Below are 19,725 nucleotides of genomic sequence, written 5' to 3'. Positions count from 1 at the left end.
GCCATGACGGGTGAGGACAATCGCGCGGTCGACAGCGAAGACGCAAACGCCCTTCTAAGCGAGCCGCTGCACCGCCAGCTCGCGATCGTCAACAAGCGCGGCCTGCACGCCAGGGCCTCGGCGCGCTTCGTGCAACTCGCCGAAACTTTCGACGCCGAACTCAAGGTCAGCCGCGACGGCCTCAGCGTCGGTGGCCAGTCGATCATGGGCCTGATGATGCTCGCCGCCGGCCTCGGCTCCACCATCGAAGTCGAGGCCAGCGGCCGCGAGGCGGAAGCCGCCCTCAACGCCATCGCCCGCCTCGTCGCCGACAAGTTCGGCGAAGAGGCGTAAGCCGCGAGAGCGAAGAGACGGATAGCTCGCAGATCGGCATCCTCACCAGCAGCGCAGGATGCGAAAACCTCCGGGACTGGTCACCGCAAGGCTCGGCGGTCGCCCGCCGGTGAACGGCGCAAACCTAAGGCGGTCGTCATCCTCGCGCATCGCGCGGGGACCCATGCCTCTCCGCATCCATAACCGCCACGGCTACAAACCAGCGCCCCTCCTGCGACGAACCTGTCTCCGCCGCCTCGGCATGGGTCCCCGCGCTGACGCGCGAGGATGACGAACGTTAGGCGCTTACGGCTTTCAGCTTGGAGACGGCTCGTGGGAGCTGAGCCTTCTGGGCCCCGGAACAAGCGCATTCTTCAACTAAGCGACTTGGCCCCGCGAAGGCGCGGCGGTCGCCCGCTCGTGAACGGCGCAAAGCTAAGGCGGTCGTCATCCTCGCGCATCGCGCGGGGACCCATGCCTCTCCGCATCCATAACCGCTACGGCTACAAACCGGCGCCCGCCTCTTTAGACGAAACCGGCTCCGCCGCCTCGGCATGGGTCCCCGCGCTGACGCGCGAGGATGACGAAACGTCAGCGCTTACGGCCTTCGGCTTGGCGACAGCGCGCGGCACTCAAGCCTTCTCAGCCTCGGAACCTGCGCCCCTTACTGCGCCGGCTTCGCCGTCCCGCCGGCGGCAAGGATCGCCTGCCACATCGCGTCGGCATCGCTGCGCGCGGCGGTGGGGGAGAAGGCCAGGCGCTTGTCTCGCAAGCCGGTGAGCAAGTCGTTGCGCAGCGTCGTGGCGAGCCGGTCGCCGCCGGCCGCCGCCACGCTGGCGAAGGCGTAGGCGCGCGTCAGGTTGCGCGGCACGCCGGCGCCCTCGTAATAGTCGAAGGCGAGGTTGCGCAGCCCGCTCCAGTCGCGTGCCGCGATCACCGACTTCTCCTCCGTCACCTGGTCGGCGCCGGCGCCGGCCTGCCATTGCGACAGCGCCGCCTGCTCGCCGGCGGCGACCTGTTCCGGCGTCAGCTGGGCGCGGACGGCGCCGAGGATCGCGTCCGGCACGGCCTCGCCTTGCGCCTTGGCCAAGAGCAGCAGCACGTAGGACGAGGCGGCGCTGTCGGGCGTCACCGCAGAATCCGGGTCGAGCACGATGCCGCGCACGACGATGGCCGAGGCTTCCGGCTTGCCGGCGGCGATGTCGGACAGCGCCAGCGCGACGCCGCGGCGGACGTCCTGCGGAAGGCCGACGCCCTCGACCAGCCGCCGCGCCAGCGGCATGTCGACAAGGCCGGCGGCGGTGCCGGCCGCCTGGCCCGATGCCGGATCGACCAGCGCCGTCCGCTCGCTCGCCTCGGCTGAAACCGACGGGTTGAGGGCGAGGATCATCGGCTCGTCGAGCTGCACGCCCGGCTTGATCCGTCCGAGGTCGAAAGGCGCTTCCGGCTGGAAGCGGATCTCGATGTGCTCGGGCTTGGCGAGATAGGTCTGCAGCGCGCCGGACCAGCCGACCGCCCGCTCCATCAGCGCCGGGCTGGCGCCGCCCGGCATGTCCTGGAACAGGCTGGAGATCATCGGCGTCAGCATGGTGGCGATCGCCCCTTGCAGCTGGCCGGCCGTGAGGTTCTGCGCCTCGGCGGCGATCCCGAAGCCGACGGCGGTGAGGCCCGCATCGTCGTAGCGCAGCGTCGCGCTGTGCAGCTTGCCGACGACCACCGGCGCATCGCTCGCCGGCACCGGCTCGGCGGGCATCTCGCCATCTGTCATCGGCGGGCCCTCGAGATCGGCAGCGACCTCGTCCAGCGGCACCAGGACGTGGAACCCCTCGACCTTGGCGGCAAGGCTCAAGGCACCGATGTTGCGGAACGTCGCCTCAACGTCGACATCGTAGGTGGCGGAGCCGACATCGGCATCGACGGACGCGACGATGTCGCCGCGGATGACCTCGGAATCCAGCTTTTCCAGCGTATCGCGCGCCTCGGCATCCATAGGGATCGCGCGGGTGTCGACCGAGATGCCCTCGTAAAGCTGGTTCTCGGCGTTGATCCGGATGCGGTCGACGGCGACGTCGACGCCCGCCCGCCCGATCTTCAGGCCCGACACGACGAAGTCGCGGGTGACGGGATCGTAGCCGCGCGACTGGTAGGTGATCACCGCGGCGCTGCGGCCGAAAGTGACGACCACGTCGAAGATCATCGGGGCATAGGGCAGCAGCCATTGCGAGAAGCTGAGATCCGGCGCGCCCGCAAGGCCGGCCAGCGGCGCCATCGCGCCGAGCGCCTCGGCACCCGCCCCTTGGGCACGCGCCGGCGCCTGCCCGACGACGAGCGCTGCAGCGCAGCAGCCGGAGAGCGCCAGATGGCGAAGGGCGCGATGGGTCGGACGGGACATTCGGGGATCTCCAGGCAGCGGTGACGGCGACGATAGCCGGTTTTTCCGGTGGCGTGAAAGGGATTGGTTCAGGATGCCATATAAAGAAATGCTTATATCCGCTTGTGTCGATCTGGGCCGGCTGGTACACCATGGCGGACGCCACGGCCCTCGACGGCCGCGCATTGGAGGCCCCGCGCCCCTCCCCGCATTCGCTGGACGCAGAGGGCCGAGGCCCTCCCTCATTCTCTTCAGGAAGGACTTTCCCATGGCATTCGCCCAGGACTACGTCATCAGGGATCCCGAGCTCGCCTCGTGGGGCCGCAAGGAAATCGAGATCGCCGAGACCGAGATGCCCGGCCTCATGTCCTGCCGCGAGGAGTTCGGTTCGGACAAGCCGCTGACGGGTGCCCGCATCACCGGCTCGCTGCACATGACCATCCAGACCGCCGTGCTGATCGAGACGCTGCAGGCGCTCGGCGCCGAGGTCCGCTGGGCCTCCTGCAACATCTTCTCCACCCAGGACCACGCCGCCGCCGCGATCGCCGCGACCGGCACCCCGGTCTTCGCCGTCAAGGGCGAGAGCCTCACCGAATACTGGGACTACACCGACAGGATCTTCCAGTGGACCGATGGCGGTCTCACCAACATGATCCTCGACGATGGCGGCGACGCGACGATGTACATCCTCACCGGCGCCCGCGCCGAGGCCGGCGAGGATGTCCTGTCCAGCCCCGGCAATGAGGAAGAAGAGATCTTCGTCGCGCAGATCAAGAAGCGTATGGCCGCCAGCCCCGGCTTCTTCACCAAGCAGCGCGACGCCATCAAGGGCGTCACCGAAGAGACCACGACCGGCGTCAACCGGCTGTACCAGCTGCAGAAGAAGGGCCTGCTGCCGTTCCCGGCGATCAACGTCAACGACAGCGTCACCAAGTCGAAGTTCGACAACAAGTACGGCTGCAAAGAGAGCCTGGTCGACGGCATCCGCCGCGCCACCGACGTGATGATGGCCGGCAAGGTCGCGATCGTCTGCGGCTATGGCGACGTCGGCAAGGGCTCGGCCGCTTCGCTCCAGGGCGCCGGCGCCCGCGTCAAGGTGACCGAGGTCGATCCGATCTGCGCGCTGCAGGCGGCGATGGACGGCTTCGAGGTCGTCCGCCTCGAGGATGCGGCGCCGACCGCCGACATCATCATCACCACCACCGGCAACAAGGACGTGGTGACGCTCGCCACCATGCGCCTGATGAAGGACATGGTGATCCTCGGCAATATCGGCCATTTCGACAACGAGATCGAAGTGCTCTCGCTGCGCAACATGAAGTGGACGAACATCAAGCCGCAGGTGGACATGATCCACTTCCCCGACGGCAAGCGCATCCTGCTCTTGTCGGAAGGTCGCCTCTTGAACCTCGGCAACGCCACCGGCCACCCGTCCTTCGTGATGTCGGCCTCGTTCACCAACCAGACGCTGGCGCAGATCGAGCTGTTCACCAAGGGTGAGAAGTACGGCAACGAGGTCTACGTGCTGCCGAAGCACCTCGACGAGAAGGTCGCCCGCCTCCACCTCGCCAAGCTCGGCGCCAATCTCACCGAGCTCAGCGAAGAGCAGGCCGCCTACATCGGCGTGACGCCGCAGGGCCCGTTCAAGGCCGAGCACTACCGCTACTAGGGTCCAGCAGAGACCATCAGGGTCTCTTCGGATTTCCCGATTCAGAAAGGCCGCCGGCGAGCAACCCTCCCGGCGGCCTTTCTTTTTGCGTGTCAGCGCCTTCGCATGCTTTGCCCAGATTCGCGTTGGGGTTAGGTTGCTCGAATCGCGCGGGACCGGAAGGGACGCCGTCCGCAGCGACGGGGCCACGGCCCCTCCCATTCCAATGCGACTGCGAAGGACGAGGGTATGCCTTCGATCATGCGATTGACCGGCTCGAGACATGCCGCGGACGCCGGACGACCGACGCCCCGAACGGCTAGGGCTGCGGCCCGTTGGGCGCGGCTGCCGCTTTCCCGCAGAGGCTGCGCGCTGGGTGCTGCCATCGGCCTCGCGCTGACCGCGACCGCCGCCCGGGCGCAGAGCATGGAGGAGAGCCTCGGCATCGCGGTGGCGCCGAACGACATGCTCTACCTCGCGCTGTTCGCGCTCTCGGTCGGGGCCGCCATGCTGATCGCCGTCTGGCTGATCCGGCAGCGCTCCCTCGTCATCGCCGAGAACGGCACGCTCCGCGCCGCGCTGGCCGAACGGAGCTTCGAGGCGGACAAGCGGGCGGCATTGCTCGCCGGCGACGACCAGCGCGTCGTCATCTATGCCGGCAACGGCCAGCCCGAAGTGCTCGGCACTCTGCCCGCCGCCACCGGCGCCCCCGCCGACAACCGCCGCTTCCTCGCCTTCACCGACTGGCTGCCGCGCGAGACCGCGGTGCGGCTCGACGCGGCGATCGAGCGGCTGAAGGGCAAGGCGGAAGCCTTCAAGATGACGCTTGCCGACAGCGAAGGCCAGCCGGTCGAGGCGGTGGGCCGTACCCATGGCGCGCTCGCGGTCGTCCGCTTCACGCCGCTGTTCGGGGTGCGCGAGGAGCTGACGCGGCTGCAGGTCGAGCATGCGCGGGTGATCGCCACGATCGAGACCATGCAGCGGCTCTGCGATGCGCTGGACATGCCGGTCTGGCTGCGCGACCGCGAGCGGCGGCTGGTCTGGGTGAACCGCGCCTATGCCGGCGCGGTCGATGCCACCGGCGTCGCCGACGCGGTGGACCGCCAGATCGAGTTCCTGACCGAGACCGACCGGGGCGCCATCGCCGCGGCGGTCGAGACCAAGGGCGTCTTTGCCGACCGCATCTCGACCGTCGTCGACGCCGACCGGCGCAATTTCAGCGTGGTGGACGCCGCGGGGCCGCTCGGCTCGGCGGGTGTCGCCACCGACATCTCCGAGACCGAGGCGGTCCGGATGGAATTGAAGCAGACGATCAAGAGCCATTCCGAGACGCTCGACCACCTGACGACGGCCGTCGCCCGCTTCGACGACAAGACCCAGCTGATCTACTACAACTCCGCCTTCCAGCGGCTGTTCGACCTTGCCGGCACCTATCTCGACACCGCGCCCGACCATGTCGCCATGATGGACCAGCTGCGCTCGCGCGGCACGCTGCCGGAAGACCGGCCGCTGCGCGACGTCAAGGCCGAGATCATGGCCGCCTACCGCGCGACCGAGCCGACCGAACTGCTCTGGCACCTCGCCGATGGCCGCACGCTGCGCATCTTCGCCAGCCCCCAGCCGCAAGGCGGCGCCACCTGGGTGTTCGAGGACCTCACCGAAAAGCTCGAGCTGGAGAGCCGGCTCAACGCGCTGGTCCGCCTGCAGGGCGAGACGCTCGACTTCCTCAACGAGGCGGTGGCGGTGTTCGGCCAGGACGGCAAGCTGCGTCTGTCGAACCCGGCTTTCGGCGAGCTCTGGGGCCTTTCCGACGAGTTCCTGTCCGCCAAGCCGCACATCAAGACGCTGTCGAAGACCACCTCGACGCCGATCCGCCGCGCCGAGGACGGCGAGGACGGCGTCGGCTGGCCGGAATTCTGCCAGGCGGTCACCGCCTTCGACGAGGGCGCGCGCACGGCGACGGCGGGCGAGTTCGTCTTCGCCGACGGCCGCGTCGCCAGCTACGGCATCGTGCCGCTGCCGAACGGCCAGACCATGCTGACCTTCGCCGACATCTCCGACGCCCGCCGGGCCGAGCTGATGCTGCGCGAGCGCAACGACGCGCTGGAGGTCGCCGACCGCATCAAGACCGACTTCGTCAAGCACGTGAACTACGAGCTGCGCTCGCCGCTGACCAACATCATCGGCTTCTCCGCGCTGTTGCGCTCGACCGAGACCGGCCCGCTGACGGCGCGCCAGAGCGAATATCTCGACTACATCTCGGTCTCGACGGCCTCGCTAATGACCATCGTCAACGACATCCTCGACCTCGCCTCGATCGACGCGGGGACGATGGACCTCGAGATGACCGACGTCGACATCGCCGAGACCGCGGAGAAGGCCGCCGAAGCGATCCGCGACCGGCTGAAGGAGAACGACATCAAGATCGCGGTGGACGTCGCCGGCGCCGGGGCGACGCTGCGCGCCGACGAGCACCGGGTCACCCAGATCCTCTTCAACCTCCTGTCCAACGCCGCCAACTTCGCGCCAGCCGGCTCGACCATCGGCCTCAAAGCCGTGCGCGAGCCCGGCGCCGTCGCGTTCCTGGTGCGCGACGAGGGCCCGGGCATCGCCCCCGACCAGATCGCCCGGATCTTCGAGCGCTTCGAGTCCGACCCCGTCGGCGGCCGCAGCTCCGGCGCGGGCCTCGGCCTGTCGATCGTCAAGAGCTTCCTCGAGCTGCACAAGGGCTCGATCGACATCGAATCCTCTGAGAACGGCGGCACCACCGTGATCTGCCGCTTCCCCGTCGCCGACCGGGCCATCGATCTGGCGGCCGAATGATGGATGCTGCGACCGACACCCTCGTGACCCTGTCACTGGCCGACGAGGCCGCCACGAAAAGGCTCGGCGAGGACCTGATCTTGGCGCTCCGCGCCGGCGACGTCGTGGCGCTGTCCGGCGATCTCGGCGCCGGCAAGTCGACGCTGGCGCGCGCGATGATCCGCGTGGCTGCCGACGATCCCGACTTCGAGGTGCCCTCGCCCACCTACACGCTGGTGCAGGTCTACGAGACGGACCCGCCGATCGCGCATATCGATCTCTACCGTCTCGGCGACGGCTCGGAGCTCGCCGAGCTCGGCTTCGACGAAGCGGCCGAGACCGGCATCGTCGTCTGCGAATGGCCCGAGCGCGCCGCCGAGGTTCTGGCGCGGGCGACGCTGGAGGTGCGGCTCGAGACCGACGGCGACGGGCGCACCGCGCAGCTTTCCGGCGCGCCCGCGACCATGGCGCGGGTCCGGCGCAGCTTAGCCTTGCGTGCCTTCCTCAATGCGCAGGTGCCGACAGCCGACAGCCGCCGCCGCTTCTTCGGCGACGCCTCGGCACGCCGCTACGAGACCGTGCAGCGCGCCGGCACGACCGCCATCCTGATGGACGCGCCGCGCGTGAGCCAAGGGCTGCCGGTGCGGAACGGCCTGACCTATGCGCGGATCGCCCACATCTCCGAGGACGTCACGCCCTTCGTCGCGATCGCCCGCGCCTTGAGGGCCAACGGCTTCACCGCGCCCGAGGTTTACGCTTGCGACCTCGACGCCGGCTTCGTGCTCCTGGAGCATCTCGGCGACGACACCCCGCTCGACGGCGAGGGCCGGCCGATCGCCGAGCGCTACGAGGCGACCGCGCTGACGCTGGCCGCGCTCCACGCCCGGACCTGGGATCCCGCCATGCCGGCGGCGGACGGCATCGTCCACCACGTCCCCGACTTCGACCGCAGCGCGATGGCCATCGAGACCGAGCTGCTGCTCGACTGGTACGTGAAGCGTAGCCGCGGCACGCCGCCGACCGAGGCCGAGCGGGCCGATTATGTCGCGGTCTGGCGCGACCTCTTCGACCTGCTGCGCGATGCCGAGCCGAGCCTTCTGTTGCGCGACGTCCACTCGCCCAACATCATCTGGCGCGGCGACAGGACCGGGACCGACCGGATCGGCCTCATCGACTTCCAGGATGCGATGATCGGCCCCGCCGCCTACGACCTCGCCTCGCTGGCACAGGATGCGCGCGTCGACATCCCCGCCGAACTCGAGATGCGGCTGACGGCGGCCTATGTCGCCGCGCGCAAGGCGCAAGGACCGTTCGACCAGGAAGGCTTCGAGCGCGCCTATGCCATCATGGCGGCGCAGCGGGCGTCGAAAATCCTCGGCATTTTCGTGCGTCTCGACGAACGCGACGGAAAACCGCAATATCTGCGTCACATACCGCGGCTTAAGACCTATCTAGACAGGACGCTCGGGCATCCCTCGCTCGCCGCGCTCCGCCATCTCTACCAGGAATGGGGCATCGTCGGCCGTCCGCCGGGGTCCCGCTGACCGACAAAGGCCAGACCATGACGCCACGCGAAAAATTCCGCCCGAAGACCGCCATGGTGCTCGCCGCCGGCCTCGGCAAACGCATGCGGCCGATCACCTCGACCATTCCGAAGCCGCTGGTCGAGATCCGCGGCCGGGCCCTCATCGACTACGGGCTCGATGCGCTCGCCCGCAACGGCGTCGAGAAGGTCGTCGTCAACGTCCACTACCTCGCCGACCTCATGCGCGCGCATCTGCGCCGCCGCAAGGACATGGAGATCGTCATCTCCGACGAGACCGACACGCTGCTGGAATCGGGCGGCGGCATCGTGCGCGCGCTGCCGCTGATCGGCGAGGACCCGTTCTTCGTGGTCAATTCCGACACGTTCTGGATCGATGGCTACCGCGACAATCTCGACCTGATGACCGACCTCTGGGACCCCGCCCGCATGGACGTGTCGCTCCTCATCGCCGACATGCGCCAGGCCACCGGCTACGACGGCAAGGGCGACTTCACCATGGACGTCGAGGGCCGCCTCGCCCGCGTCGGCGAGCGGGACATGTCGCCCTTCATCTATGCCGGCGCGGCGATCCTGAAGCCCTCGTCCTTTGCCGGCATGAAGGAGGAGAAGTTCTCGCTCAACCGCATCTTCGACCAGGCGATCGAGGCCGACCGCCTGTTCGGCACCCGCCTCGACGGCCTCTGGCTGACCGTCGGCACCCCCGGCGCCATCGCCGAGGCCGAGGCGACCTTCACCGCCAGTGCCAGCGCCAGCGCGGCTTAGGCGGCACGCTGTGCGAACGGGCGCGGCTTAGCAACATGCTGATCTCCCCCCTAGAGGGGGAGATGCCGGCAGGCAGAGGGGGGCGCCATAAGGTGTCACGCTTGGACTGTCGTGGCAGCTGGGCCGGTGGATGCCGCGGCAGCGTGCCCCCCTCTGCCCTGCCGGGCATCTCCCCCTCAAGTGGGGAGATCGGCTAGCCTCAAACCTCCCCGTCGCCCCCTGCTGCGAATCGCACGGCAAGGCTGTAGGCTCAGGCCATGTCAGCCAATCTCCTGTCGATCGCCCCGGGCCTGCCCTTCCTGAAGACGCTGGCGGAGGCGGTGCTGGATGGGCGCGTGCTCCGCGGCGCGGCGCCGCCGGACGATCCGCTGGCGCTGGCCGGCATCACCATCTACGTGCCGACGCGCCGCGCCGCGCGCACCCTCGCCACCGAATTCGTGCGCGCGCTCGGCGGCCGCGCGGCGATCCTGCCGGCGATCCGGCTGATCGGCGAGGAAGGCCCCGGCGCGCTGTTCGAGACCCCGGAAGCGGTGGGCCTTCTGCCCACCATCGGCGCCCTGGAGCGGCGCATGCTGGTCGCGCGCTTCGTCCGGCAGTGGAAGGCGAGCCTCAATGCCGACGCGCTGCGGGTGCTCGACGGCGAGGACGTCGTGCTGCCGGCCTCGGCCTCGGATGCGCTCTGGCTCGCCGCCGATCTCTGCAGCCTGCTCGACGAGGCCGAGAACGAAAGCACCAGCCTTGCCGGCCTTTCGGCGCTCGCGCCGGACCGGCTGGCGCACTGGTGGCAGCTGACGCTGACCTTCCTTAACATCCTCACCGAGCACTGGCCGGAAATCCTGCGCCAGCGCGGCGTCGTCGACGAGGCCGGCGCGCGCAACGACTGGCTGCGGCGCGAGGCCGAGCGGCTCGCCCGCGAGGGCTCCGCCGGCCCGGTGATCCTCGCCGGCTCGACCGCCGCCGCGCCCGCAACCATCGCGCTGATGCGCGCCATCGTCAACCTGTCGAACGGCGCCGTGGTCCTCCCCGGCCTCGACCGGCACCTGGAGGACCGCGGCTTCGACGCGATCCGGCTCGGCGCCGCGCCCGGCACGTCGGGCACCGCACCCGGCCATCCGCAATACGGCCTGAAACGCATCCTGACCGGGCTCCTCGTGCCGCGCGAGGCGGTCGACCACATCGCCCCCGCCGACGGCGACAAGCTGGCGCTGCGCGAGGCCTTCGTCTCCAACGCGCTGCGCCCTGCCGAGACCACGGACCTCTGGTCGGTGGCAGAGAACACAGACCTCTTCGGCGAGGAGACCGCCCGCCATCCCGCAGAAGCCCTCGACGACATCGCGCTGGTCGAGGCGGTCGACGAGCGCGAGGAGGCGCTGGCGATCGCCTGCGCCATGCGCGACGCGCTGTCGGCGGAGAACAGCACCGTCGCGCTGACGACGCCCGACCGGAGCCTTGCCCGCCGCGTCGTCGCCGAGCTGCGCCGCTTCGGCATCGAGGCCAATGATTCTGCCGGCCGCCCGCTCGGCGCGACGCCGCCGGGCACGCTGCTCTCGCTGGCCGTCGCGGTGGCGTTGCAGCCGGGCGATCCGATCGCCCTCGTCGGCCTCCTGAAGCACCCGCTGCTGCGGCTCGGGCAGAAGCCGGGTGCCGCCCGGCGTGCCGCCCGCGCGATCGAGCTGATCGCGCTCCGCGGCACCGTCGGCTTCGCCGATGCCGCCACCATGGCAAAACTGTTCACCGATGCCCGCACGGCGATCGAGACCGAAAACGCCCGCGTCGCGCGGCCCGTACGGTTGGTGCCGGACGAGGACCGGGACCTCGCCGAGGCCGTCGCGCTCCGGCTCGAGGCGGCGCTGAAACCGCTCACCGACCTGCGCGGCAAGGCGCCGGCCGAGATCGGCGTCTTCGCGCGGGCGCTGACCGAGGCGCTGGAGGCGCTCGCCGCCGATGCCGAGGGCGATGCCTCCGAGCTCTACCGCGAGGAGGCGGGCGCCAGCCTCGTCGCCTTCCTGTCGGGCCTCGTCGCGTGCCCCGCCACCGGCTTCGACTTCGCGCCCTCGGAACTGCCCGACGTGATGGCGGCGCTGATGGCGGGTGAATCGGTGCGGCCGCGCGGCGGCCTGTCGGCGCGCGCCTTCGTCTGGGGCACGCTGGAGGCGCGGCTGCAGCATGTCGACACCATGGTGCTCGGCGGCCTCAACGAGGGCACCTGGCCGTCGCGCGCGACATCCGACGCCTTTCTCTCGCGGCTGATGCGGGCGGAGATCGCGCTCGACCCGCCGGAGCGGCGGATCGGCCTTGCCGCGCACGACTTCACCATGGCGATGGGCGCGCGGCGCGTCGTGCTGACCCGCGCGCAGCGGGCCGGCGGCGCGCCCGCCATCGCCTCGCGCTGGGTGCAGCGCCTCCTGACGCTGGCGGGCCCGGACGGCGCAGCCCGGCTGCGCGCCGAGGGCACGGCCTATCTCCAGCACGCCCGCCGCCTCGACGGCGTCACCGAGGTGGAACGGGTGCAGCGCCCCGAGCCGAAGCCGCCGCTCGCCGCCCGGCCGCGCCGCTACTCGATCACCGAGGTCGAGACGCTGATCCGCGACCCCTATGCGATCCACGCCCGCAAGATCCTGCGGCTGGAGCCGATGCCCGAGCTGATGCGCGATCCCGGCGCGGCCGACCGCGGCAATCTCTACCACGCGATCCTCGCCGAGTTCGTCTTCCGGCAGATCGACCCCGCCGACGAGCATGCCGAGGCCGAGCTGATCGCGATCGCTGAGGAAAAATTCCTGGCGGAATCGTTGCCGCCCGAGACCGAGGCGATCTGGTGGCCGCGCATGCTGGCGCTGGCTGCGAACTATATCGTCTGGGAACGGGGCCGCGCGCCGCGCGTCGTGCGTCGGTTCGAGGAAGCGCGCGGGCGGGTGACCTTCGAGGACATCGACACCACGCTGTCGGGCTTTGCCGACCGGATTGACGTGATGGAGGACGGCTCGATCGAGATCATCGACTTCAAGACCGGCACCAGCCCCTCGGTGAAGCAAGCGCGCACGCTGCTCGCCCCGCAGCTGCCGCTGGAAGGCGCGATGGCGCGGCTCGGCGCCTTCGAGGCGACGCAAGGCCCGGTGACATCGGTCTCCGACCTTCTCTATGTCCGCCTGCGCGAGCGCGAGCTCTACCAGGAGAGTCTGCGCCACACCGACCGCGCCACGGGCACCGAGACCACCGGCGACAGCCTGTCGGACGAGGCGCTGCTGCGCTTTCGCGGGCTGGTCGCCGCCTATCAGGACCCCGACCGCGGCTTCGTCTCGCGGCCGCGGCCCTTCCTCGCCGGCGATTTCTCCGGCCCCTACGACCATCTCGCCCGCGCGCGCGAATGGTCGATTGGCGCCGATGGCGGCTCCGAGCTTGCAGAGGATGCCGAATGACCGCCTTCCAGGTCTCGCCGCGCACCGAGGAGGCGCAGCGCCACGCCTCCGATCCCGTCAGCTCGGTCTTCGTCGCCGCCAATGCCGGCTCCGGCAAGACGCATGTGCTGACCGAGCGGGTCGTCCGGCTGCTGCTGGCCAAGGCGCCGCCGTCGAAGATCCTGTGCCTGACCTACACCAAGGCGGCGGCCGCCGAGATGTCGAACCGCGTCTTCCAGCGCCTGTCCGGCTGGGCAACGGCGCCGCGCGATGCGCTCGCCCGCGAGCTGACGCGCCTCGTCGGCCGCCCGCCCTCGGACGCCGAAATCGCCGACGCGCGAAAACTCTTCGCCGAGGCGTTGGAGACGCCGGGCGGGCTGAAGATCCAGACCATCCACGCCTTCTGCGAGGCGATCCTGCACCAGTTTCCGCTGGAGGCGAACGTCCCCGGCCATTTCGAGGTGATGGACGGGCCGACCAGCGCGCTGCTGCTCGCAGAGGCGCGCCGGCTCCTGATCACCGGCGCCGGAGATCACACCGCAGAGGAGCGCCGACGGCTCGGCGAGGCTTTCGCGACCGCGCTGTCGGTCGGCGGCGAGTTCGGGCTGGACCAGCTGATCTCGGAGATCGTCTCGAAGCGCGACGGCATCCGCCGGCACATCACCGAGGCTGGCGGCGTCGATGCGGCGATCGACCGGCTCTATGCCGCCCTCGGCACCCGGCGCGACGAGAATGCCGACAGCCTCCTCGCCGCCGCCGGAGACGCGCCGGGCTTCGACCCGTCTTTTCGCGAGGAGCTGTTGGCGCTGGGAATGGCGAGCAGCAAGGCGACCGACCATAAGCTCGTCCAGAAGCTCACCGATCTCGAGGCCGCCGAGACGCCGGTGGCGCATCTCGCCGCGCTGAAGGCGCTCTGCCTGAAGAAGGACGGCGACCCGCTGAAGCCCTCGAGCGTCGCCACCAAGGCGGTAACGGACAAGATCCCGGATTTCGCCGAGCGCCTGGCCCTCCTTGTCGAGCACATCCTCGACCTCGACGACCGGCTGACCACGCTGCGGCTGGCCGAGGCGAGCGCCGCCGCGCTCACCATCGCCGACCGGCTGGAGGCGGACTATGCGAGCCTCAAGCGCCGGCGTGGCCGGCTCGACTTCGAGGACCTCATCGTGCGCACCGCCGACCTCCTGTCGCGCTCGGAAGCCTCGGACTGGGTGCATTTCAAGCTTGACCAGGGCATCGACCACGTGCTGATCGACGAGGCGCAGGACACCAGCCCGCGGCAATGGCAGGTGATGCGCTCGCTGGTCGAGGAGTTCTTCACCGGCCCCTCCGCCCGCAACGTGCTGCGCACGGTGTTCGCCGTCGGCGACGAGAAGCAGTCGATCTACTCGTTCCAGGGCGCGTCGCCGGAGATGTTCGCCGATGAGCGGCGGCGGCTCGGCGCGCGGGCGATGGCGGCGCAGCAGGCCTTCGCCGAGGTGCAGTTGCACCAGTCCTTCCGCTCGGCCGCAGCGGTTCTGGCCGCCGTCGACCGGGTCTTCGCCGACCCCGCCAACCGCGTCGGCCTCTCCTCCGGCGACGAGGCGCCGGTGCACGCCTCGGCGCGCGGCGAGGAGCCGGGCCTCGTCGAGGTCTGGCCGGTGGTGCAGGCCGAGCCGAGCCCGGAGCCGGACGACTGGCTGCGGGCCGTCGACGTGCAGCCGCAATCCTCGCCGTCGAACCGCCTCGCCCGCCGCATCGCCGCAACCATTGCCGACTGGCTGGGCGACCCCGTCACGGTGAAGGGCGTCACCCGGCCGATCGGGGCCGGCGACGTGCTGGTGCTGGTGCGCAAGCGTTCGGGCTTCGTCGAGGCGATGGGCAAGGCGCTGAGGGACGCCGGCATTCCCGTCGCCGGCGCCGACCGGCTGGTGATCACCGACCACATCGCCATCCAGGACCTGATGGCGCTCGGGCGCACCGTCGCCAATGCCGAGGACGAGCTGTCGCTCGCCGCCGTCCTGAAGAGCCCGCTTTTCGGCTTTTCCGACGACGAGCTGATGGGGCTGGCCCTGTCGCGCGACTCGGCCGAGCCGCTCTATCTCGGCCTTCGCCGTCTCGCCGGGCCGGACGACCTTGCCCGCGTGCCCGACGTCATCGCCGACACCGAGACCGAGGCTTTCCTCGCCAAGGCGCGCGCGGCCTTCACCCGGCTGGAGACGCTGCGCGACCGCGCCGGCTTCGAGAGCGTCTTCGCCTTCTACGCCCGCCTGCTCGGCCCCGAGGGCGGCCGCGCGGCGCTGACCGCCCGGCTGGGGCGCGATGCCGGCGAGGTGATCGACGCCTTCCTCGACCTCGCGCTCGCCGAGGAGGAGGCCGGCCAGCCCGGCCTCGACGCCTTCCTCGCCGATCTCGCGGCCTCGCCGCCAGAGATCAAGCGCGAGATGGAGCACGGCAAGAGCGAGGTGCGGATCATGACCACGCACGCCTCCAAGGGGCTTGAGGCGCCCGTGGTCTTCCTGGTCGATCCTGGCTCGGCGCCGTTCAGCCACGCGCACGGCGCCCGGCTGATCGCCTGGCCGGACATGCCCGGCCTCTTCCCCGGACAGGCGCCGGGTTTTCTCTGGCGCGCCGACAAGTCGCTCGAGAACGGCCACGTGCTGGCGCTGAAGGAAGAGGAGAAGCGGCTGGCCGGCGAGGAATACCGGCGCCTTCTCTATGTCGGCCTGACCCGCGCCGCCGACCGCCTGGTCGTCTGCGGCACCGCTGGCACCCGCGGCCCGCACGAGGAAAGCTGGCTGCAGCGCGTCGAGGCGGCGCTGCGGCCGGGGTCGGAGGAAGTCCGCGATGCCGGCGGCACGATCCTCGCCTGGCGCCATGGCGGGATCGCGCCGGGTGGCAAGCGCGCGGCTGATATCGCCGAGACCTTGGCGCCGCGGCCGATCGACCTCTCGCCGCTGCCGCCGGAGGCGCTGGCGCCGCGCCCGCTCTCGCCCTCCTCCGCCGGCGAGGCGCACCGGCTGGAGACCGACGACACCCCTGCCTTGGCGCCTGCTACCGGCTACGTCTCGCCGGTCCTGTCGGGCGGCGCGCTGCCGTCCTTCGCCATCCGTCGCGGCCTCGTCATCCACCGGCTGCTGCAGGTCCTGCCGGATCTGCCGGCCGGCGACCACGCCGCGGCCGCGCACCGCTACCTCGTCCAGGCCGCCCCGGACTTCTCCCCGCGCGAGCGCGATGCGATCGTCCAGTCGGTGCTCGCCGTCCTCATGGATCCCGCCTTCGCGCCGCTCTTCGCCGCGGGCAGCCGCGCCGAGGTCGCGGTCTCCGGCACGCTGGTGCTCGGCGTGCCCGGTGAGCTTAGCTCGCCCAGCTCGCCCGGCGAGCCTGATGAGCTCAGCTCGTCTGGCTCATCCGGTCAACGCCGCTATGCCGTCACCGGCACGATCGACCGGCTGGCGGTCGCGGACGGCGTCGTCCACATCATCGACTACAAGACCAACCGGCCACCGCCGGCCTCGCTCGCCGAGGTGCCGCCGGCCTATGTGCTGCAGCTCGCGCTCTACCGCAGCCTGCTCGCGCCGCTCTATCCCGGCGCCGAGATCCGCGCCGGCCTGCTGTTCACCGAGGCCCCCGTCCTTATCGACGTTCCCGCGGAAGCGATGGCGGCGGCAATGCAGCGCCGCGCCGCCGTTGCGGGAACGGGAACGGACCGTCAAGCATTGCCCGACGTCGCTTGATTTACCCGATCCGGCCCCATAGCTATCAGTTCTGACACCACCGTGAGGAGCCTTCCATGGCCACCAAGAAGATCGACAGCAGCAACTTCAAGTCCGACGTCCTGGAGGCCTCGCGCCCAGTGGTCGTCGACTTCTGGGCCGAGTGGTGCGGCCCCTGCAAGATGATCGGCCCGAGCCTCGAGGAAATCTCGGATGAGCTCGATTCGGTCGACATCGTGAAGCTGAACATCGACGAGAACCCGGACATTGCCGCCCAGTTCGGCGTGCGCTCGATCCCGACGCTGATGCTTTTTAAGAACGGCGAACCCGCCTCCGTCCAGGTCGGCGCCGCCGCCAAGTCGAAGCTCCTCGACTGGATCAAGACCGCCTCCGCGGCCTGATCCGCGCACACTGTTTCACGTGAATCAAACCCGGGTGATGAGCCCGGGTTTTTTGTTGCGCAGATGGTGCGTGCCCGTTTGCCACAGCACGCTGGTATGGTTTGCAGGCGCTGCCCTCGAAGGTCGTCATCCTCGGCCGCAGGCCGGGGACCCATGCCTTCCGCGGTGTTGCCGCAGGGCGGTTCAGGTTGGGAATGTCGAACGAATCGCGTTCTTAAAGCGCGTCGGCATGGGTCCCCGGGGCTCGCGCCCCGAGGATGACGAACCTGCGAGGTTTCCGCCCGTAACAGCACGCGTCAAGCCCGCGCGACCGTAGCTGATGCAGCGCCTCACGCTTGACGTCTGACGCAGCCACTCGCGCCTCTTACGTCGGCGCGAGCCCGCTCAGCGCCAGCACTTCCCCCACCAGATACAGCGAGCCGCAGATCAGAAACCGCGGCGCGGGGGCGCTGGACCAGCCGGTGCAGACGAGGCGGATCGCTTCCTCGACGCTGTTGCAGGGTTCGGCGTCGAGGCCGGCCTCGATGGCGGCGTCGGCCAGCGTGTCGGGGTCGATCGCGGCGTCGGAATGGGCGACGGGCACGGTGAAGACGTGCCGGGCCATGCCGGAGAAGGCCGCGAAGAAGCCGAGCGGGTCCTTGGTATTGATCATGCCGACAATCAGGAAGAGCGGCCGCTGCGTCTTGTCCTCCATGTCGGCGATGGCCTCGGCGATGACGAGGCCGGCGCCCGGATTATGCCCGCCGTCGAGCCAGATCTCGGTGCCCGGAAACGCCGCCTCGGCGAGCGGCCCGGTGGTGATGCGCTGCAGCCTGCCGGGCCATTCGGCCGACAGGATGCCCTTCTCGATCGCCTGTTCGCTCGGGTCGAAGCCGGCGCGGCGCACGGCGGCGATGGCGGTCGCCGCGTTCGACAGCTGGTGCCGGCCGGAGAGGCGCGGCATCGGCAGGTCGAGAAGGCCCCGCTCGTCCTGGTAGACCAGCCTTCCATGCTCTTCGAAGGCGAAGAAATCCTCGCCGTAGAGCCAGACCGGCGCACCGGCGCGCGCGGCGACCGACTTGATGACGTCGACCGCCACCGCCTCGCTCTGCTGGCCGATGATCACCGGGACGCCGCGCTTGATGATGCCGGCCTTCTCGGCGGCGATCAGCTCGACGCGGTCGCCGAGAAACGCCTGGTGGTCGAGCGAGATCGAGCTGATGACGGTGGCGACCGGGCTGTCGATGACGTTGGTCGCATCGAACCGTCCGCCGAGGCCGACCTCGAGCAGCACGGCATCCGCAGGATGCTCGGCAAAGAGCAGGAAGGTGACGGCGGTGAGGATCTCGAAGACGGTGATCGGCTGGTCGTCGTTCGCCTTCGCCACCCGCGCGATGGCGTCGGCGAGCACGGCGTCTTCGACCAGCCGCCCGCGGCCGCCGGCGACGCCGAGACGATAGCGCTCGTGCCAGTTCACGAGATGCGGCGAGGTGTGGGCGTGGACGGCGAGGTTTGACGCCTCGAGGATAGCGCGCGAGAAGGCGACGACCGAACCCTTGCCGTTGGTGCCGGCGACGTGGATCGTCTTCGGCATCCGCTGCTGCGGGTCGCCCAGCGCCGACAAGAGGCGGCGAATGCGCTCCAGCGCGAGGTCGAAGCCTTTCGGATGCTTCAGCATCAGGCGTTCGATCTCGGCATTGGCGAGGTTTTCGAAGGTCATGGTCGCCTGCTTGTTCCGGCGCGGAGGGTGAGCGGCGGCGACGGCCGCCGTCTGGCGGATGGGCCGTCGGCTGTTGCGTCTCCGCCTGATCCGGTCAGGCGGCCTCTCCGCCTGCACCGGTCAGGCGGCTTCGACGTTCATTTCGCTCGGCGCCGTGTCGACAGGCACATCCTGCGCGGCGGGGGCCTTGGTCAGCACCTTCAGGAGCGTCGCGATGGTCTTCTTCAGCTCGTGCCGGTGCACGACCATGTCGACCATGCCGTGGTCCATCAGATACTCCGCGCGCTGGAACCCTTCCGGCAGCTTCTCGCGGATGGTCTGCTCGATCACCCGCTGTCCGGCAAAGCCAATCAGTGCGCCGGGCTCGGCGATGTGGACGTCGCCGAGCATGGCATAGGAGGCGGTGACGCCGCCGGTGGTCGGGTTGGTGAGGACGACGATGTAGGGAAGCCCTGCCTCCTTCACCATCTCGACCGCGACCGTGGTGCGCGGCAGCTGCATCAGGGACAGGATGCCCTCCTGCATGCGCGCGCCGCCCGAGGCTGCGAACAGCACCAGCGGCCGGTGCTGGGCGACCGCGGTCTCGGCGGCGGTGACGATCGCCTCGCCGGCGGCAAGACCGAGCGAGCCGCCCATGAAGGCGAAATCCTGGACCGCAACGACGATCGGCAGCGTCTCGATCGCGCCGGTGGCGACGAGGATGGAATCCTCGAGGCCGGTCTTCGTGCGGCTGTCCTTCAGCCGGTCGGTATAGCGCCGCTCGTCGCGGAACTTCAGCGGGTCGACCGCGACCTTCTTCAAGTCGATCGCCTCGAAGGCGCCGCCGTCGAAGAAGGATTTCAGCCGCTCTTTCGCGGAAATGCGCATGTGGTGGCCGGAGGCGGGGATAACCCACTGGTTGGCCTCGAGGTCCTTGTGGAAGACCATCTCGCCGGTCTCGGGACACTTGATCCAGAGGTTTTCCGGCACTTCCGAGCGGGTCAGAAGGCTGGTGATCTTCGGGCGGACGTAGTTGGTGATCCAGTTCAAGGTCTTATCCCGTTCGGATGGGCAAGGTCGCGACCACCACGCAGAGGCTCTTGCTGCGGCGATCCGAC

Annotated in this window: 11 protein-coding genes; 8 read left to right on the top strand and 3 right to left on the bottom strand. The window is 69.8% G+C overall.

The genetic code is table 11. The features are described from left to right. Positions 1 to 3: 3 nt before the first annotated feature. Positions 4 to 333 carry an HPr family phosphocarrier protein gene (locus ACZLZY_RS13035; RefSeq protein WP_472934349.1) on the top strand — a complete coding sequence of 110 codons (330 nt, stop codon included), beginning with the start codon at positions 4 to 6 and terminating at the stop codon, positions 331 to 333. Positions 334 to 976: 643 nt separating this feature from the next. Here the strand turns inward: ACZLZY_RS13035 and ACZLZY_RS13030 are convergent. Then, entirely contained in the window at positions 977 to 2,704 is a 1,728-nt protein-coding gene (locus tag ACZLZY_RS13030; protein WP_472934348.1) for an aq_1923 C-terminal domain, read from the bottom strand. A 247-nt stretch (positions 2,705 to 2,951) separates the two neighbouring features. On the opposite strand from ACZLZY_RS13030, the gene ahcY reads away from it, so the two are divergent. The 7 genes from ahcY to trxA all read left to right on the top strand — a co-directional run bounded on the left by ahcY (position 2,952) and on the right by trxA (position 16,929). Next, a complete protein-coding gene (gene ahcY, locus ACZLZY_RS13025) occupies positions 2,952 to 4,352 on the top strand; it encodes an adenosylhomocysteinase (protein WP_472934347.1) in 1,401 nt (466 codons plus the stop codon). A 228-nt stretch (positions 4,353 to 4,580) separates the two neighbouring features. Then, positions 4,581 to 7,154, top strand: a complete 2,574-nt coding sequence (locus ACZLZY_RS13020; protein WP_472934346.1) for a PAS domain-containing sensor histidine kinase — start codon at positions 4,581 to 4,583, stop codon at positions 7,152 to 7,154. After that, positions 7,151 to 8,677: a tRNA (adenosine(37)-N6)-threonylcarbamoyltransferase complex ATPase subunit type 1 TsaE gene (gene tsaE, locus ACZLZY_RS13015; protein WP_472934345.1), complete on the top strand. Its 1,527-nt coding sequence runs from the start codon at positions 7,151 to 7,153 to the stop codon at positions 8,675 to 8,677. The genes ACZLZY_RS13020 and tsaE overlap by 4 nt, the downstream gene beginning before the upstream one ends. 17 nt (positions 8,678 to 8,694) lie before the next feature. Continuing rightward, positions 8,695 to 9,441 (top strand): nucleotidyltransferase family protein, encoded by a 747-nt coding sequence (locus ACZLZY_RS13010; RefSeq protein WP_472934344.1) that lies wholly within the window; start codon positions 8,695 to 8,697, stop codon positions 9,439 to 9,441. A 257-nt stretch (positions 9,442 to 9,698) separates the two neighbouring features. Beyond that, positions 9,699 to 12,857 carry a double-strand break repair protein AddB gene (gene addB / locus ACZLZY_RS13005; RefSeq protein WP_472934343.1) on the top strand — a complete coding sequence of 1,053 codons (3,159 nt, stop codon included), beginning with the start codon at positions 9,699 to 9,701 and terminating at the stop codon, positions 12,855 to 12,857. Next, a complete protein-coding gene (gene addA / locus ACZLZY_RS13000; protein WP_472934342.1) occupies positions 12,854 to 16,549 on the top strand; it encodes a double-strand break repair helicase AddA in 3,696 nt (1,231 codons plus the stop codon). The genes addB and addA overlap by 4 nt, the downstream gene beginning before the upstream one ends. Positions 16,550 to 16,605: 56 nt before the next feature. After that, complete coding sequence (gene trxA / locus ACZLZY_RS12995) at positions 16,606 to 16,929, top strand: thioredoxin (protein ID WP_472934341.1); 324 nt, start codon at positions 16,606 to 16,608, stop codon at positions 16,927 to 16,929. A gap of 364 nt (positions 16,930 to 17,293) precedes the next feature. On the opposite strand, the gene ACZLZY_RS12990 is transcribed toward trxA, so the two are convergent. Together ACZLZY_RS12990 and accD are read right to left on the bottom strand one after the other, a co-directional pair. Continuing rightward, complete coding sequence (locus ACZLZY_RS12990) at positions 17,294 to 18,628, bottom strand: bifunctional folylpolyglutamate synthase/dihydrofolate synthase (protein WP_472934340.1); 1,335 nt, start codon at positions 18,626 to 18,628, stop codon at positions 17,294 to 17,296. Positions 18,629 to 18,748: 120 nt separating this feature from the next. Further along, a complete protein-coding gene (gene accD / locus ACZLZY_RS12985; RefSeq protein WP_472934339.1) occupies positions 18,749 to 19,657 on the bottom strand; it encodes an acetyl-CoA carboxylase, carboxyltransferase subunit beta in 909 nt (302 codons plus the stop codon). Positions 19,658 to 19,725: the final 68 nt, after the last annotated feature.

The organism is Mesocryomonas lacus (assembly GCF_055730135.2).
The sequence above is the reverse complement of the archived record's forward strand: the minus strand, read 5'-3'. Positions and strand labels throughout refer to the sequence as shown.